Genomic DNA, 16,057 nt, shown 5'->3' with positions numbered 1-16,057 from the left:
GACAGGTGTCCTGGACAACATCCACCGGAACGCCCGCTCAGCCGCGCTCGCCGCACCGCTCGACGGCGGTGCGGGCCCAGCGCGCCATCCGGTCCACCAGCTCCGGGGTGGTCGCGCTCTCCGCGTGCCGCATGCCCCGCTCCAGCCACAGCTCGCCGCCGACCGCCGCGTGCAGGGCCTCCGCGTCGGACACCGGGAAGTAGTGGTCGTCGGTGCCGTGCACCAGCAGCGCCGGGGTCGGCGCGAGCAGCGGTGCCAGTTCGATCGGCGAGGCCGGGACCTCCGCCCACTCCTCGCCGAGGCGCACGCCCAGCAGCCGCGCCGCCCACCGGCCGTGCGGCTGCTCCAGCAGCCAGTGCACCCGCCGCATCGCCGGGGTGTCCCGCACCCACCAGCGCGCGGGCCCGCTCACCGAGATCATCGCGTCCGGCCGCTCCGCCGGTTCGGCCAGCGCGGCCTGGCGCAGCGCGATCGCCCCGCCGAGCGAGAACCCGACGCTCACCACCCGCCGGTGCCCGAGCTCGCGGAGCCGCTCCAGCGCCGCCGACAGGTCCGCGACCTCGGCGGGACCGACCGAGCTGGCTCCGCCGGAGCGCCCGTGCCCGCGGAAGTCCACGGCGAGCACCGCCCCGTGCTCGGCGAGCCGCCGCAGCACCGCCCGCACCGCCGGTTTCCGGACGTGGTTGGTGAAGCCGTGCCCGACCGCGAACGCCACTCCGGCGCTGCCCGGGCCGCTCAGGTACTGCCCGCGCAGCCGCACCCCGTCCGAGGTCGAGAGCGTGATCGGCGTCGGCCGAAACATCGGCGCAACACGGGTTCGCGGGCCCTTCACAAATGTGATGCCGTCCGGTTCACCTGGGGTTTTCGTGCTCATGAGGGGTATTGTGCTCGGCATCCACAGGCAACGAAGCCGGGTCGTCCGGTCTGTCGCGCCGTCCGGTCGGCCTCCGCGAGCCGCCGCTTCGGTGATGGCCCTGGGACGGGAGGCACCCCCACATGAGTTCCGAACTGCTGCTGCTGACCAGCGATCTGAACGGCGAAGCCGCACTGCCCGCACTGGCGCTGCTGCCGCACCGGGTGCGCGTCCTGCCCCCCGACCCCGGAGCGATCCTGTCCGCCGGAACGCACGACGTGGTGCTCGTCGACGCCCGCACCGACCTGGCCGGGGCCAGGGACCTGTGCCGCGTCCTCGCCGCCGGGGACGCTCCGGTGATCGCGATCGTCAACGAGGGCGGGCTCGTCACCATCAGCGCCGAGTGGGGTGTGGACGACATCCTGCTGCCGACCAGCGGCCCCGCCGAGGTGGACGCCCGGATGCGGCTGCTCACCACCCGCCGGGCCGGGGAGAGCGCCGCCGCGGACGGTTCGCTGTCGGTCGGCGACCTCGTGATCGAGGAGGCCACCTACACGGCACGGCTGAAGGGGCGGGCGCTGGAGCTCACCTACAAGGAGTTCGAGCTGCTCAAGTACCTGGCGCAGCACGCGGGCCGGGTGTTCACCCGCGCGCAGCTGCTGCAGGAGGTGTGGGGCTACGACTTCTTCGGCGGCACCCGCACGGTCGACGTGCACGTGCGGCGGCTGCGGGCGAAGCTCGGCGCCGAGTACGACTCGATGATCGGGACGGTGCGCAACGTGGGCTACAAGTTCGTCCGCCCCGCCCGTTCCGCCCCGCCGCAGCAGCCCGCCACCTCCGGCGCGGTCGAAGCGGCCGAAGCCATCATCGCCGCCCACTCCTGAGCCGCCACCGCCGAACCGCCCCCGCCGCTCCGAGCGGCGGGGGCGGTTTCGGCCTGTCATCTGATCGACGTGATCCGGCAGGTGCCTGCGATCCCGGTTCGCCCGTGCGCGGAGATCGTCACGTTTCGGATCTCGGCGTTCGGGACCCCGGTGGTGAACACCGCTTCCCGCTGCACCGGGGCGAACTCCCCGCTGGTGCCGGTGAGCACCGAGCCGTCGACCTTCTCGATCCGGTACGAGAACGCATCGCCGGGAAGGCCGTGGACGGTGAACTCGGCGACCGGGGCGTCCGAGGCCCGCTGGACCACGGATTCCGGGCATTCCCGAGCATCCGCCACGCCCAGGACGGACTGGTCCGCCCTCCTCCCGGGCTCAGGGGCGGAGGGCTCGGCCGACGCGGGGTTCGACGGTCCGGAACCGCTCGCGCACGAGGACAGCGAGGACAGCAATGCCCCCGCGGTGACGACCAGCATCGTCGTGCCGATCCTCGTCCTGGCCATCGGTTCCTCCCAAGTTCTCACCAGTCGTCGTGCACTTCGCAGAATACGCCAGTTGGGAGGAACGCCGTCCCCTTGTTCCCGTCCACGTTGAAGAATACGAAGTCGCCGCGTGGAAACATGACGTATACCTGCCCGCGGCCCAGCGGCGGAGAGGTGCACGAAGTGGTGACTGTGTAGGTCTCTTGATAAGAAGCCTGCATAGAAGCGTTCAGTGCCCCCACGTCGACTCCGGTTGTCCCCGTGATGGTGCTTCCGATGGTTTTTCCTGCGCCGATCGTGCAGGTGGAACCGTCCGCGCGACATTCCGAGATGGCGTTCGGTTGCTTGATCCCGTACTGGACCTCGTCAATGTAGAGCGTTGCTGCGCTCGCTGTTCCCGACCCGAACGCCATTGCCGCGAGAGTTGTAGCAAATACTCCGAGGTATGAAATCTTCCGCATGATCTCCTCCTGGATCGTGACGGATCGATGTTCCTTTTGCTCGTCGGTTCGGGTCATGAGTGGTACTACGCGTGTAGCGGGGTGATTCTGCGGGGTGGTTCGTGTCCACGGGGCGGTGGGATGTTCCGGCGGAGGAGATCCGGGCGGGCACGGGCGTCGGCGTCGCCCGGGGTGCCGTGCCGAGTTCGTCACGTGTGCTGGGCGGGGTTCGGTGGGTAACGTCGGGCCCGTGCAGCTGACGTGGCGGAACGGACTGGACCAGGCCGAGGTGGCCGAGGTGGTGGCGCTGCTCGACGCGGCCGCGGAGGCCGACGGGGTGGCGCCCGCGGGCGAGCACGTGCTCATGCGGTTGCGCGCGCACCGCGACGTGGCGCAGCAGATCGAGCCGGTGCAGGCGGACGTCCGCTCCGAGCACTTCGTGGTGCGGAACGCGGCGGACGAGCTGCTCGGCTACGCGCACCTGGACACCGCGGACGAGACGGACGGTCTGCTGGTCGCCGAGCTCGCCGTGCACCCGGCGCAGCGCCGCGGTGGCGTCGGCACCCGGCTGGTGCGGGCGCTGCTGGAGCGCGCCGACCTGCCGGTGGAGGGCGCGGGCGAGGACACCGGCCGGTTGCGGATCTGGTCGCACGGCGAGCACCCGGGTGCGCTGCGGCTGGCGGAGCGGTTCGGCTTCGCCCGCCCGCGCGAGCTGTGGCGGATGGGGCTGCGGCTCGCCGCCGCCGAGCTGCCGGAGGCCCCGGCGCCCGATGGCGTGTCGATCCGCGCGTTCCGGCCCGGCTCCGACGAGGCCGCCGTCGTCGCGGTCAATCACCGAGCGTTCCGATGGCACCCGGAGCAGGGCGCGATGAGCGAGGCGGATCTGCGCGAGAAGGAAGCCGAGGACTGGTTCGACGCGGCCGGCTTCTTCCTCGCAGTGGACCCGCAGGACCGGTTGCTGGGCTTCCACTGGACGAAGGTCCACCCGGACGGGCGGGGCGAGGTATACGTCGTCGGCGTGGATCCGGACACGCAGGGTAGCGGCCTGGGGAAGGTGCTGACGGCAGCCGGGCTGCGCCACCTGCGTGCGGCCGGCTGCGCGGAGGTCTTGCTCTACGTCGAGGGCGACAACGCTCCCGCGATCAAGGTCTACCAGCGCCTGGGCTTCGAGCGCACCGATCTGGACGTGCAGTTCGGGCGGTGATCCGCCCCCTTCGTCTGGATCACTGATTGCGAACGCCTGGATCACGAGATGGTGGACGGTCACCCGTTGGAACGTGGCGCTGCTTACTTAGCGTGCCTTGTTCACTTCGCGTTCACCCGTTGCATGGCGCGAATCCACTCCCACTGCTTAGCGTTCGGAGACGAGCGGCAGCGTGCCGCGCCCACGGTGTTTCCCTGATCTGGAGGAACGAAGTGAAGATCAAGCGGCACAGTGCTGCGCTCGGATTCTTCGCGGCCGGCACGCTCGTGCTGTCCGCCTGCGGCACCGACCAGAACGTTCCCCAGGGCGGCGGCAACCCGGCGCTGGCCGGGCTGAACGTCGACTGCGGCACCAAGCCGGTCTCCGCCGAAGGTTCCTCCGCGCAGAAGAACGCCATGGACGTGTTCGCCCGCGACTACGGCATCGCCTGCGAAGGCCAGCAGCTCAACTACACCAAGTCCGGCTCCGGCAAGGGCGTCGCCGCCTTCACCGCCGGGCAGATCGACTTCGGCGGCTCCGACTCGCCGCTGGACGAGGCCGACGGCGAGGTCGCCAAGGCCGCCGAGCGCTGCCAGGGCAACCCGGCGTGGAACATCCCGATGGTCTTCGGCCCCATCGCGGTGTCCTACAACGTCGAAGGCGTCGACGACCTGGTGCTCAACGCCGACGTGATCGCGAAGATCTACCAGGGCCAGATCAAGAACTGGAACGACCCGGCGGTCGCCGCGCTGAACCCCGGCAAGCAGCTGCCGGACCTCGCCGTCGTCCCGTTCTTCCGCTCCGACGAGTCCGGCACCTCGGACAACTTCCAGAAGTACCTCAGCACCGCGACCGGCGGCGCCTGGAAGGGCGAGGGCAAGCAGTTCCAGTCGGGGCCGGGCATCGGCCAGGGCCGCGAGGGCAGCGACCAGGTCGCCCAGTCCGTCAAGGCCACCCCGGGTGCCATCACCTACGTCGAGTGGTCCTTCCCGAAGAACCTCGGCCTCGGCATCGCCAAGATCGACAGCGGTGCCGGCCCGGTCGACCTGACCACCGAGAACGTCGGCAAGGCCATCGACGGGGCCAAGGTCGAGGGCGAGGGCCACGACCTGCGGGTCGACCTCGACTCGATCTACGGCAACAAGCAGCCGGGCGTCTACCCGATCGTGCTCAACACCTACGAGATCGTCTGCTCGAAGGGCTACGACCCGGAGACCGCCAAGGCCGTGAAGGCCGTGCTGACCGTCGCCGCCAACGCGGACGCCGCGCAGCTGGAGGAGGCCGGCTACGTCTCGCTGCCCGAGGCGTTCAAGCAGAAGGTGCTGGGCGCCGTCGACGCGATCGCGTGACGGACCTGACCCTCCACCAGTGAGAGGCTGCACGTAGCAGTGAACGACTCGACAAGAGCCGACCAGCGCCCGGCGGGCACCGGAACCTCCGGTGCCCGCACGGGCGTTTCGGCATCCACTTCCGGACCGGAGGCCGTCATTTCCGCTCCCGAAGCGCCCCCGGCGGACGAACCGAAGAAGGTCGTCCGCATCGGGGACCGCGCATTCCAGTCCCTCGCGACCGGGTCCGGGATCTTCGTCGTCGCGCTGATCGCGGCGATCGGGATCTTCCTGCTGATCCGGGCCGTGCCCTCGTTGCAGGCGAACCAGGTGAACTTCCTGTTCAGCCGGGTGTGGGACACCTCCGACCCGAACGAGCTGAGCTTCGGCATCGCCGACCTCGCCTGGGTGACGGTGGCGAGCTCCCTGGTCGCGCTGGTGTTCGCGATGCCCATCGCGTGCGGCATCGCGCTGTTCCTCACCCAGTACGCGCCGCGCTCGCTGGCCCGCCCGTTCGCCTACATCGTCGACCTGCTGGCCGCGGTGCCCTCGGTGATCTACGGCCTGTGGGGCGTGCTGGTGCTGGGACCGGTGCTCAAGCCGGTCGCGCTCTGGCTGAACCAGAACCTCGGCTGGATCCCGATCTTCGCGGACGGCAACGCGCCCGCCGACGGCGGCATGAACATCTTCACCGCGGGCATCGTGCTCGCCGTGATGATCCTGCCGACCATCACCGGCGTCACCCGCGAGGTGTTCCAGCGGACGCCGAAGGCGCACATCGAAGGTGCCCAGGCGCTCGGCGCCACCCGCTGGGAGGTCGTGCGGACGACGGTGTGGCCGTTCGGCCGCAACGGCTTCATCGGCGGTTCGATGCTCGGCCTCGGCCGCGCGCTCGGCGAGACCGTGGCGCTGACCGTCATCCTCAGCACGGTCAACAGCGGACCGAACTTCAGCCTGTTCGACGTGGGCGCGACGTTCGCCTCGAAGATCGCGCTCGGCTCCGGCGAGTTCAACAACAACATGCAGGTCGGTGCCTACATCTCCGCCGGTCTGGTGCTGTTCGTCATCACCTTCGCGGTGAACGCGCTCGCCCGGTGGATCGAGAGCGCCAGCGGTAAGGGGAAGTCATGACAACGAACGCCGCTGACGTCGAGCGCCCCGCCGCACCCCCGGCGTTCCAGCACCTCGGGTTCGCCCGCAAGTTCAAGAACCACCTCGCGACCACCGTGTTCACCGCGGCGTTCGTGATCGCCGTCATCCCGCTGCTGTGGGTGCTGATCACCCTGCTGCAGCGCGGGCTCGCCCCGGTGCTGAGCAGCACCTGGTGGACGCACTCGTTCAACGGGCTGCTGCCCACCGATTTCGGCGGCGGCATCAACCACGCGCTCGCGGGCACCCTGCTCGAAGGGCTCATCTGCGCGGTCATCTCGGTGCCGCTGGGCGTGCTGGTCGCGATCTACCTGATCGAGTACGGGCAGAACTCGCGGTTCGCGAAGGTCGCCACCTTCATGGTGGACATCCTCAGCGGCCTCCCGTCGATCGTGGCCGGCCTGTTCATCTACGCGCTGTGGATCACCACGTTCGGCTTCAACCGGAGCGGGTTCGCGGTGGCGCTCTCGCTGGTGCTGCTGATGGTGCCGGTGGTCGTGCGCGTCACCGAGACGATGCTGCTGATCGTCCCGGACGAGCTGCGCGAAGCGTCCTACGCGCTGGGCGTGCCCAAGTGGAAGACGATCGTGAAGGTCGTGCTGCCCACCGCGCTGTCCGGCATCCTCACCGGCGTCATGCTCGGGCTCGCGCGCGTGCTGGGCGAGACCGCGCCGCTGCTGATCCTCGTGGGCTACTCCAGCTCGATCAGCTACGACATGTTCGGCGGCGAGCTCGCGTCCCTGCCGCTCACGATCTTCATGGAGCGCGGGACCGGCACCGCCGCCGGCGACGCCCGCATGTGGGGCGCCGCGCTCACCCTCGTTCTCGTCATCATGCTGATCAACCTCGTGGCGTCGCTGCTGTCGAGGCTGTTCGCCGTCAAGACCAAGTAGGGCGGATCCCATGGCCAAGCGTCTCGACATCAAGGACCTCAACCTGTACTACGGCAAGTTCCACGCCGTGCAGGACGTGACCTTGCAGGTTCCGGCCCGCAGCGTCACCGCGTTCATCGGCCCCTCCGGCTGCGGCAAGTCGACCGTGCTGCGGTCGCTGAACCGCATGCACGAGGTCGTGCCGGGAGCCCGCGTCGACGGCAAGGTGCTGCTCGACGGCGAGGACATCTACGGCGCCCACGTCGACCCGGTGCAGGTGCGCCGCACCATCGGCATGGTCTTCCAGCGGCCCAACCCGTTCCCCACCATGTCCATCCGGGACAACGTGGTGGCCGGGCTGAAGCTCGCCGGGGAGAAGAACAAGAAGCACCTCGACGAGGTCACCGAGCGGGCGCTGCGCGGCGCGAACCTGTGGGAAGAGGTCAAGGACCGGCTGGGCAAGCCCGGCGGCGGCCTCTCCGGCGGTCAGCAGCAGCGGCTCTGCATCGCGCGGGCCATCGCCGTGCAGCCGGACGTGCTGCTGATGGACGAGCCGTGCTCGGCGCTGGACCCGATCTCCACGCTGGCGATCGAGGACCTGATCTCCACGCTGAAGCAGGAGTACACGATCGTCATCGTCACGCACAACATGCAGCAGGCGGCGCGGGTCAGCGACCAGACCGCGTTCTTCAACCTGCGCGCGGTGGGCGAGCCCGGTCAGCTCGTCGAGATCGACGAGACCGGGCGGATCTTCTCCAACCCCAGCCAGAAGGCCACCGAGGACTACATCTCCGGCCGCTTCGGCTGAGCGAACCCCGGCACCGGAGCCCGTCCCGCACCGCCGGGGCGGGCTCCGGTCGTGTTCAGGCCTTCCAGTCGTCGGCGACCGCGGAGATGTAGGCGCTGGACTCCTTCGGGGGCAGCGCGATGCCGCAGACCTTCTCGAACGCGGTCAGGTAGTCGCCGGTGTCGGCGGGCTTGTCCAGGAAGCGCGAGCCCGCGGCGTCCCCGACGTGCACGACCTGCGGGTCGGCGTCCGACGGGAACGAGAACACCGAGATCCGCTCGCCCATCAGCGGGTGCCCGCCGTGCGCGAACGGCAGCACCTGGATGGTCACGTTCCGCCGGTAGCCCATCAGCACCAGGTGCTCCAGCTGCTGGCGCATCACCACCGGCCCGCCGACGCTGCGGCGCAGCGCGGCCTCGTCCAGCACCGCCCACAGCTCCAGCGGTTCCGCGCCGAGCAGCCGCTGCTGGCGGGTGGTGGTGACGGTGAGCCGCTCCTGCCGGTCCGCCTCGGTGGGGGCGTGCAGCTCCGCGTCGAACAGGGCGGTGGAGTACTCGGCGGTGTGCAGCAGTTCCGGGATGGGGTCGGCGCCGAAGCAGCTGACCGCCTTCGCCGCCGTCTCCAGGCCCAGGTGCGTATCGAAGCCGGGGCGCTGCGCGGTCGTCGGGTACCGCTGCCACCAGCCGCGCTCCTTGGAGCCCTGGGCGAGTTCGATCAGCTCGTCGATCCGGTCACCGGTGATGCCGTAGAACTCGGCCATCAACCGCACGTCGGAGGTGCGCACCGGCACCCGGCCCAGCTCGATCTGGCTGATCTTGCCCTGCGAGCAGTCCAGGTGGGCGGCGACCTCGCGGTGCGTGCGGCCCGCGGACTCGCGCAGCTTGCGCAGTTCACCGCCGAGGCGCCGGCGGTGCACGGTCGGACTGTTATGCACCCTCGGCCTCCGGTGGGACGGCGGCGAGGGGCGAGGCGTCGGTGCTGGTCACGGCACGACCTTCGCATACTGCATTCGGCCCAACGACTGGTGAGACCGAGTATTAATACGTCGTTTGCCGTTTCGGGTCCTGTTCTCGCAGTTCAGCGGCCCTCCGAACAGCGGCGGACACGACGCGTGACCTGATGGCGTGAAAAGGCCCGCCGAAATCCCCTCGAAAGAGGGACACGGCGGGCCGGTGGGACGGGCTCGGATCAGCTGGTCGGCATGCTCCCGGTCACGGTGAACACCACCCGGCGGCCGACGGCGACCGCGTGGTCGGCGAACCGCTCGTAGAACCGGCCCAGCAGGGTCACGTCCACCGCCGCGGCCACCCCGTGCGACCACTCGGAGCTCATCATCACGGTGAACAGGTGGCGGTGGAGGTCGTCCACGGCGTCGTCGGCGGCCTCCAGGTCGCGGGCGGCGTCGATGTCGCGGGAGCGGATCACCGCGGCGGCGCGGGCGCACAGGTCCACCGCGACCCGGCCCATCTCGGCGAAGTACTCCTGCACCGGCTCCGGCAGCACCGGCTGCGGGTGCCTGCGGCGGGCCGCCTTCGCGACGTGCAGCGCCAGGTCGCCCATCCGCTCCAGGTCCTCGGCGGCGTGGATCGTGGAGATGACGGTGCGCAGGTCGCCTGCCACGGGCGCCTGCAGGGCGAGCAGGCCGAACGCCTGCTCCTCGGCGCGGGCGCGGGCCTCGTCGACGTGCACGTCCTCCTCGATGACCTGTTCGGCCAGAGTCAGATCGGCCTCCAGTAGCGCCTTCGTGGCGCGCTCCATCGCCGTTCCGACCATGGTCGACATCGAGGCGAGCTCCTCGGCGAGATCGCCGAGCTGTTCCTGGTAGACCTCACGCATGCCGGTCACCTTACTTCCGGGAAGAATCGGACAGGACGCACGCTGGTGAATCACCGGTGAACGGACCATGATGGCCCCGTTCGAGTGGAATCGCAGACGTCACCATTCGAGCAGAGCGCGTTCCACCGCAACAAGCGGGAAACGGAGCAAATCGGACAAGTCGGCGCGTGGTGTCAGCCGCACACGTCCGAGCCGGCGTTCACCGTGCTCAGGTCCGACGGCATCTCGGCCTGCTGTCCGCCCGGCGCCCGCACCGGACCGGCGTACGAGGTTCCCAGCTCCAGCCGCAGCTCACCACCGGCCGCGTCGTCCTGCACGGTGGTCGCCCCCGGCACCGAGGACGCCAGCAGCCGGGCCGCGGCCGCGTTCGCCGCGCCGTGCCGGACCACGGTCCGCTCGCTCGTCGCGGACAACGTCTCCGAACCGGCCACCGGGTAGCCCGCCGCACTCAGCTCGTCGGCGGTGCGCCCCGCCAGCCCGTCCCGGCCGGACGCGTTGACCACCCGCACCGGCACGTCGGACGGCTTGGCCGTGGCGGCGCGGCCGAACGAGGCCGAGCTCATCGAAGCGGGGCCCGTCGAAGCGGGGCCGGAGCCGCCCGCGGCCCCCGGCACGCCCGCCTGCCGCGGCGACACCGGAGCGTCCTCGATGATCGCCCGGAACAGCGCGGCGGCCTCGGAGCCGTCCAGCTCCTCCATGCCCTCGTCGTTCGCGTAACCGGTGGTCGGCACGGTGATGAAGGTGATCTTGCCCGCGTCCATGCCCTGCATCGAGCGCCCCAGTTCGAGCAGCTGGTCGGTGCCGACGTTCTCCCCGAAGGTGTTCGCCGCGACCGCGTCCACGAAACCGCCGAGCTTCTGCGGGTCCATCAGCACCTGCCCGGACATCGCCTTGCGCAGCAGCGAGGACAGGAACAGCTGCTGGCGCTGCATCCGGCCGTAGTCCGAGGTCGGGTCGCCCTCCACGTAGCGGGCGCGCACGTAGTTCAGCGCCTGCGTGCCGCTCAGCGTCTGCGGGCCCGCCTCCGGCAGCACCACGCCGAGCTTGCGGTCCACGATCGGGATGGACGAGCAGATGTCCACGCCGTGCATCGCGTCCACCATCGACTTGAAGCCCTGGAAGTCGATGCCCAGGAAGTTCGTGATCGACAGGCCGGACAGCTGCTGCACGACCTTGGTGGTGCACTTCGGCCCGCCGACCGCGTACGCCTCGTTCAGCTTGGTCGCCGGGCGCGGCGCGACCTCCTCGCCGGTGTACTGGCCGGTGTCCGGGTTCCAGCGCTCGCACGACGGGATGTCCACCTGCAGGTCGCGCGGGAAGGACACGACGAGCACGCGGCTCCGGTCCGCCGGGATGTGCGCGATCATCGTCGTGTCGGCGCGGGCGCCGGGCTCGTCGGTGGTGTCGCCGACCCCGTCCGCCTCGGTCGCCCCGGCACGGGTGTCCGAACCGAGCAGCAGGAAGTTCCGGTCCCCGGACTGCTTCGAGATGTCCTTGATCGACGAGGAGTTCGGGTCGAGCGCGGCGATGTCCTTGAACTTCGCGTCCACCCACGCCTTCGCGCTCCAGCCGATGCCGGTCGCGACGAAGATCGTCAGCGCGGCGGCGACCGCGAGGGCCTTGAGGATCCGGATGGTGCGGCGCTTGCGCTGCTCCTTCTTCCAGTCCATCCGGGACGATCCGGCGTCCCGGCCCTCGACGAAGTCGAACGGCATGTCGCGGCCCAGCTCGGGCTCCTTGCGCATGCCGAACAGCCACGAGTACTTCTTGCGCCGCGCGTCCTCCTCGATCGCGATCTCGTCGTGGACCGCGGAGAACCTGGCCAGCGTCGCGTCGATCTGGCGGATCTCGTCGCTGTCGTTCTCGGCGGAGTCCGCGTCGTCCTCGTCCGCGTCCTCGGCGTCGTCGGCGGTGACGGGCGCGACGATCGCGGTCTCGTCCGCGGCCTCGCGCGCCGGGCCGGTCTCCGGGACGCGGGTGACCTTGGTGGCCTCGGCCGGCGGCTTCTCCGGCTCGGCGGGCACCGCGGGGACCACGGCGGTCGCCTCGGGGTCCTCGGCGGCGGGCGACGGTGCAGGGCGGCCGGGCCGTCCGGGGCGGCCGGGGCGCGCGGGTGGCTGCGCGTCGGCGGGCGGGGCCTCCCGGCGCCTGCGCGGAGCCTCGGGCTCGGCGGTGGGTTCGCCGGAGAGCGCCTTGGCGATGTGGGTGGCCGCGGCGTCCGACGCGGCGCCCAGCGAGCCCGCAGCGGCTTGCTGCGGGTCGGGGCGGCGGCGCCGCGGCGCGTCCTGCGGCCGCTGCGGACGTCCGGGGGCGGGCTGCCTGCCGGTCTGCGGGTGCCCGGGGCGCGCGGGTGGCTGCGCGTCGGCGGGCGGTTCGGCGGAGCGGTGGCCGCCGGTGCGCGGCTCCTGCGGCGCGGGCGGCTGCTGCCCGCGGCCGCGGCGCGCGGCGGGGCCTTGCGGGGCGCGGCCGGGTGCCGACCACTCGGCGGCCTGCGCGTCCTGCGCGGGAGGTTGCTGGGTGGGCGGCTGCTGCGCGGCCGGCGGTTGCTGGACCGGGGGTTCCTGCGCGGCGGGAGGTTGCTGGGCCGGCGGTTGCTGCGCGGGCGGCTGCTGGGCGGGCGGCTGGGGGCGCTGCGGTGCCTGCCGGTTCGGCGGAGCCGCGGGTTGCTGCCCGCGCGGCTCGGAGTGCCTGCCGTCCCCGGCCGGGCGGCTCGGCGCGGCGGGGCGGGTGCGCCCGGTCGGCGGGCGGGAGGCGGATTCGGGCGGGGTCCAGTCGGAGCGCCGTTCCGGCGGCGGGCCGCCGCGGGTGGGGCGGCCGCGGGACGGTGCTTGCGGGGACTGGGGGGCCTGCTGCGCGGCGGGAGGTTGCTGGGCCGCGGGGGACTGCGGCTGCTGCGGCTGCGCGGCGCGCGACCGGCGTCCGCCACTGCCGTCGGGGGGTTCGGGTTCGGCGGCTCGGCGGTGCGAGCCGGTGCCCGCGCCGGGGGCCTTGCCGTGCTTGGACAGGAGGTCGAACACCCGCGTCCCGCCGGTGCCGTCGTCGCCTAACGCGCGGCGGCGCCGCCCGGACTGCTGTTCGGGGGCGTTGTCCTCGTCCGGGCCCCCGTCTTGGTGGGGACTGTGGTGCCCGTGCTGGCCGTGCCGGGGGTCCTGCGGCACCCGTGTTCCCTCCCCACCGTCGCAATCGATGGTGTCGTCGTTCGGTATGGGCGTCAGCGGTCGACTCCCCGAAGTCCTATCGCTTAACGCTCCCGAGATAGTACGGCTGATCGCCCGAACTGACGATAGTGGGCGACAATTTCTTCACAATCAGTGCACGATTCGCTGAGAACGTGCGCCGGATCGCCCAACTGTGTTACGCCACTTGACCGGCACATACACCCTGTGTAGGTACCTTCGGTTCCGGCGAGATCGCTCTCAGTAGCCGAGCAGTCTGGCCCCGGCGCGCCGCTCCGCGCCCAGGCCCGCGATGTGGACCTCGCTCGCGGAACGGTAGGCGACGGCGTTGCGGCCCGATTGCTTGGCCGCGTACAGCAGCGCGTCCGCGCCGATGAGCTGCTGCTCGGCGGTCGCGGACGGCGAAGCGTGCTGCCCGGTGTCCGGTTCGTGCGCCATCCCGATGCTCACGGTGACGCGCAGCCCCGGCGCCAGCTGGGACCAGGGGAACCGCTCGATGCGGATCCGCGCCGCCTCGCACACCGCCACCGCGCGGGCCGCGTCGATGGAGGGCAGCACGAGCACGAACTCCTCGCCGCCGTAGCGCGCGCAGAACGAGCCCGACGGCAGCGCCTCCTGCAGCAGGTCCACGACCCGCTGCAGGACCCGATCCCCCAGCAGGTGCCCGTAGGTGTCGTTGACCTGCTTGAACCAGTCCAGGTCGACGAGTCCGACGGCCAGGCCGCCCGGGCCGTCGACGGCGAGCAGGTCGGCGAGGCGTTCGTCGAGGTAGCGCCGGTTGTAGCTGGCGGTGAGGCTGTCGCGGAGGCTCTGCTCGCGGGCTTCGGCGTGCTCGCGGCGCAGCCGGTTCACCTCGTGCCGGAGCTGTTCGGGCACGCGCGGGGTGTCCTGGGTGGACAGCAGGTCCAGCGCGGAGCGCAGGTGGTGGTAGGCCTGGCGCCACTGCCCCCGGGACGCCAGCAGCGCGGCGATCGACTCGTGCAGTTCCACCATGCCGCCCTCGTTGGCCAGCTCGTGACGCGTGCGTCGCGGCCCGAGGTCCGGCGGTGGAGCCGGTGCGGGGCACAACGAACGCGCGACGTCCTCGCGCAGAGGTTCGGGTCCGGCGAAGCCGTCGCGCAATCCGGTCATCGCTGTCACCTCCCGTCCGTGGTGTCGTCGGCTCCGGCGGGTCGCTTGAGGCGCCGGGATGCGTGTACTGCGGAATTCGCTCATCCGGCTTACCAGCCTTTGCTCCGAATTGGTGAGTGCGTCTCACGTCGCCGGGCTGCCTTGGTGTGTACCGGCCCTGGCCAACGGGTGGAAGCGAAACGGGATCTCCCCACCCGCACGGACGAACCGGGCCTGGTGTGTTTCCCGTCACAGCAGCGCACGTGCTTGTTCTCCGTTCGCGTCATGAGGCGTCCCCGGTCGGGCAGGGGGCGAATCCGTGGACCCGCCCGTCGAGCAGCACGAGGTGCTGGGACCCGATCTGCCTGCCGATGATCGTCCCGTCCCGGCGGACCGTTACCTCCACGCCGACGACCCGCACGTCACCGCGCGGCGGTCCCGTCGAGTCCGGTTGGTAGCCGGGGTCCGGCCGCAGCGTGCTCATCGCCGGTTCCAGCTGCACCGTGAGCCCGTCGAGCTCGCAGGTGCGGTCCGCGTAGTCCGGGTGCTGAGTGCGGGTGAAGAAGTCCTGCTGGGCCCGCGCCCCCGCGCGGGCGGCGGCGTCGTTCGCGGCGAAGTAGTCGCGGACCTGCTGCTCCGGGGCCGGTGCCTGCGGCGAGGTGGAGCACCCCGCGAGCGCGCACGCCGCGAGGCACAGCAGAGCGGTCCGCATCGTCGCGTCAGCCGCCGCTGTGGTCGATCTCGGCGCCCGCGGGCACGCACCGGTCCTCGGGGTCGTCCAGCCAGCCCTCGGGGAGCACGACCTTCCCGGCGGAGCCCTGGCGCCCGCGGGGGCCTTCGGCGTCGGCGGGGAACGGCACGTCCGGGTCGAGGCCGGCGAGCAGGTCGTCGAGCTCGGCGAGGCTGGACACCAGCCCGAACCGGTGCCGCAGGTCGGAGCCGACGGGGAACCCGCGCAGGTACTGCGCCATGTGCTTGCGCAGGTCGCGGACGCCCTTCTGCTCGCCCATGTGCTCGCTGAGCAGCTCGCCGTGCCTGCGCAGCACCCACCGCACCTCGCCGAGGTTCGGTCCCGGCGGGATCTCGCGGCCGGTGAACGCGGCCTGCAGGTCGCGGAACAGCCAGGGCCGGCCGAGGCAGCCGCGCCCGACGACGACGCCGTCGCAGCCGGTCTCGGCCATCATCCGCAGCGCGTCGCCGGCGCTGAAGATGTCGCCGTTGCCGAGGACCGGGATGCCGCGCACGGCCTCCTTCAGGCGGGCGATCGTGCTCCAGTCGGCGGTGCCCGAGTAGCGCTGCGCGGCGGTGCGCGCGTGCAGCGCGACGGCGGCGGCGCCGGACTCCTCGGCGATGCGGCCCGCGTCCAGGTAGGTCAGGTGGTCGTCGTCGATGCCGATGCGGAACTTGACGGTGACCGGGATGCCCGCGGGCTCGGCGGCGCGCACCGCCGCGGTGACGATGTCCTCGAACAGCCGCCGCTTGTACGGCAGCGCCGAGCCGCCGCCCTTGCGGGTGACCTTCGGGACGGGGCAGCCGAAGTTCATGTCCACGTGGTCGGCGAGGTCCTCGGCCACGATCATCCGCACCGCTTCGCCCATGGTCACCGGGTCGACGCCGTACAGCTGCATCGACCGCGGGTGCTCGTCGGCGTCGAACGTGATCATCTGCATGGTCTGCGGATGCCGCTCCACCAGCGCCCGGCTCGTGATCATCTCGCAGACGTAGAGCCCCGCGCCGTACTCCCGGCACAACCTGCGGAACGCCACGTTCGTGATCCCGGCCATCGGCGCGAGCACCACCGGCGGATCCACCGCGTGCGGCCCGATCCGCAGCGAGTGCGCGGGCGGGTTCTCGGCGGTCGGCACCATCGAATCGAGCACGGTCACGCCCGCCATTGTCCCTGACGCCGAACCCGACCTTCGCGGCCCCGCGCGCCCCCGGCGCTCTTCGGCCCACCGCC

The 16,057-nt window shown here is 71.4% G+C and carries 15 protein-coding genes; 6 read left to right on the top strand and 9 right to left on the bottom strand.

Annotated elements, in window-relative coordinates:
- Positions 1–37: 37 nt before the first annotated feature.
- Positions 38–802 (bottom strand): alpha/beta hydrolase, encoded by a 765-nt coding sequence (locus H1226_RS26895; protein ID WP_258344066.1) that lies wholly within the window; start codon positions 800–802, stop codon positions 38–40.
- 194 nt (positions 803–996) lie between these two features.
- Between H1226_RS26895 and H1226_RS26890 the strand changes: the two genes are divergently transcribed.
- Entirely contained in the window at positions 997–1,737 is a 741-nt protein-coding gene (locus H1226_RS26890) for a winged helix-turn-helix transcriptional regulator (protein WP_258344064.1), read from the top strand.
- 56 nt (positions 1,738–1,793) lie between these two features.
- Here the strand turns inward: H1226_RS26890 and H1226_RS26885 are convergent, their stop codons facing one another.
- Positions 1,794–2,237 (bottom strand): hypothetical protein, encoded by a 444-nt coding sequence (locus H1226_RS26885; protein WP_258344058.1) that lies wholly within the window; start codon positions 2,235–2,237, stop codon positions 1,794–1,796.
- A 17-nt stretch (positions 2,238–2,254) separates the two neighbouring features.
- Entirely contained in the window at positions 2,255–2,734 is a 480-nt protein-coding gene (locus H1226_RS26880) for a hypothetical protein (protein ID WP_258344056.1), read from the bottom strand.
- A 172-nt stretch (positions 2,735–2,906) separates the two neighbouring features.
- Between H1226_RS26880 and mshD the strand changes: the two genes are divergently transcribed.
- The 5 genes from mshD (at position 2,907) to pstB (ending at position 7,996) form a co-directional block, all read left to right on the top strand.
- Positions 2,907–3,860 (top strand): mycothiol synthase, encoded by a 954-nt coding sequence (gene mshD, locus H1226_RS26875; protein ID WP_258344053.1) that lies wholly within the window; start codon positions 2,907–2,909, stop codon positions 3,858–3,860.
- 212 nt (positions 3,861–4,072) lie between these two features.
- A complete protein-coding gene (gene pstS, locus H1226_RS26870; protein ID WP_258344051.1) occupies positions 4,073–5,188 on the top strand; it encodes a phosphate ABC transporter substrate-binding protein PstS in 1,116 nt (371 codons plus the stop codon).
- 138 nt (positions 5,189–5,326) lie between these two features.
- Positions 5,327–6,298: a phosphate ABC transporter permease subunit PstC gene (pstC, locus tag H1226_RS26865; RefSeq protein WP_224957988.1), complete on the top strand. Its 972-nt coding sequence runs from the start codon at positions 5,327–5,329 to the stop codon at positions 6,296–6,298.
- Entirely contained in the window at positions 6,295–7,209 is a 915-nt protein-coding gene (gene pstA, locus H1226_RS26860; protein ID WP_224957986.1) for a phosphate ABC transporter permease PstA, read from the top strand. Before pstC ends, pstA begins: the two co-directional genes overlap by 4 nt.
- Before the next feature lie 10 nt (positions 7,210–7,219).
- Positions 7,220–7,996: a phosphate ABC transporter ATP-binding protein PstB gene (pstB, locus tag H1226_RS26855; protein WP_224957985.1), complete on the top strand. Its 777-nt coding sequence runs from the start codon at positions 7,220–7,222 to the stop codon at positions 7,994–7,996.
- Positions 7,997–8,051: 55 nt separating this feature from the next.
- On the opposite strand, the gene H1226_RS26850 is transcribed toward pstB, so the two are convergent.
- The 6 genes from H1226_RS26850 to dusB all read right to left on the bottom strand — a co-directional run bounded on the left by H1226_RS26850 (position 8,052) and on the right by dusB (position 15,992).
- A complete protein-coding gene (locus H1226_RS26850) occupies positions 8,052–8,891 on the bottom strand; it encodes a helix-turn-helix domain-containing protein (RefSeq protein ID WP_258344032.1) in 840 nt (279 codons plus the stop codon).
- A 272-nt stretch (positions 8,892–9,163) separates the two neighbouring features.
- Positions 9,164–9,811, bottom strand: a complete 648-nt coding sequence (phoU, locus tag H1226_RS26845) for a phosphate signaling complex protein PhoU (protein ID WP_224957982.1) — start codon at positions 9,809–9,811, stop codon at positions 9,164–9,166.
- A gap of 173 nt (positions 9,812–9,984) precedes the next feature.
- Positions 9,985–12,969, bottom strand: a complete 2,985-nt coding sequence (locus H1226_RS26840; protein ID WP_258344030.1) for an LCP family glycopolymer transferase — start codon at positions 12,967–12,969, stop codon at positions 9,985–9,987.
- 258 nt (positions 12,970–13,227) lie between these two features.
- On the bottom strand, positions 13,228–14,118 hold the full coding sequence (locus H1226_RS26835; RefSeq protein ID WP_224958555.1) for a GGDEF domain-containing protein: 891 nt from the start codon (positions 14,116–14,118) through the stop codon (positions 13,228–13,230).
- A gap of 262 nt (positions 14,119–14,380) precedes the next feature.
- The gene (locus tag H1226_RS26830) at positions 14,381–14,809 is read right to left on the bottom strand and encodes a hypothetical protein (RefSeq protein WP_258344013.1); all 429 of its coding nucleotides are present in this window, start codon (positions 14,807–14,809) and stop codon (positions 14,381–14,383) included.
- 7 nt (positions 14,810–14,816) lie between these two features.
- Positions 14,817–15,992, bottom strand: coding sequence for a tRNA dihydrouridine synthase DusB (gene dusB / locus H1226_RS26825; protein WP_373689993.1), 1,176 nt, complete (start codon positions 15,990–15,992; stop codon positions 14,817–14,819).
- Positions 15,993–16,057: the final 65 nt, after the last annotated feature.

The organism is Saccharopolyspora gregorii, assembly GCF_024734405.1.
Lineage (GTDB): Bacteria > Actinomycetota > Actinomycetes > Mycobacteriales > Pseudonocardiaceae > Saccharopolyspora_C > Saccharopolyspora_C gregorii.
The sequence above is the reverse complement of the archived record's forward strand: the minus strand, read 5'-3'. Positions and strand labels throughout refer to the sequence as shown.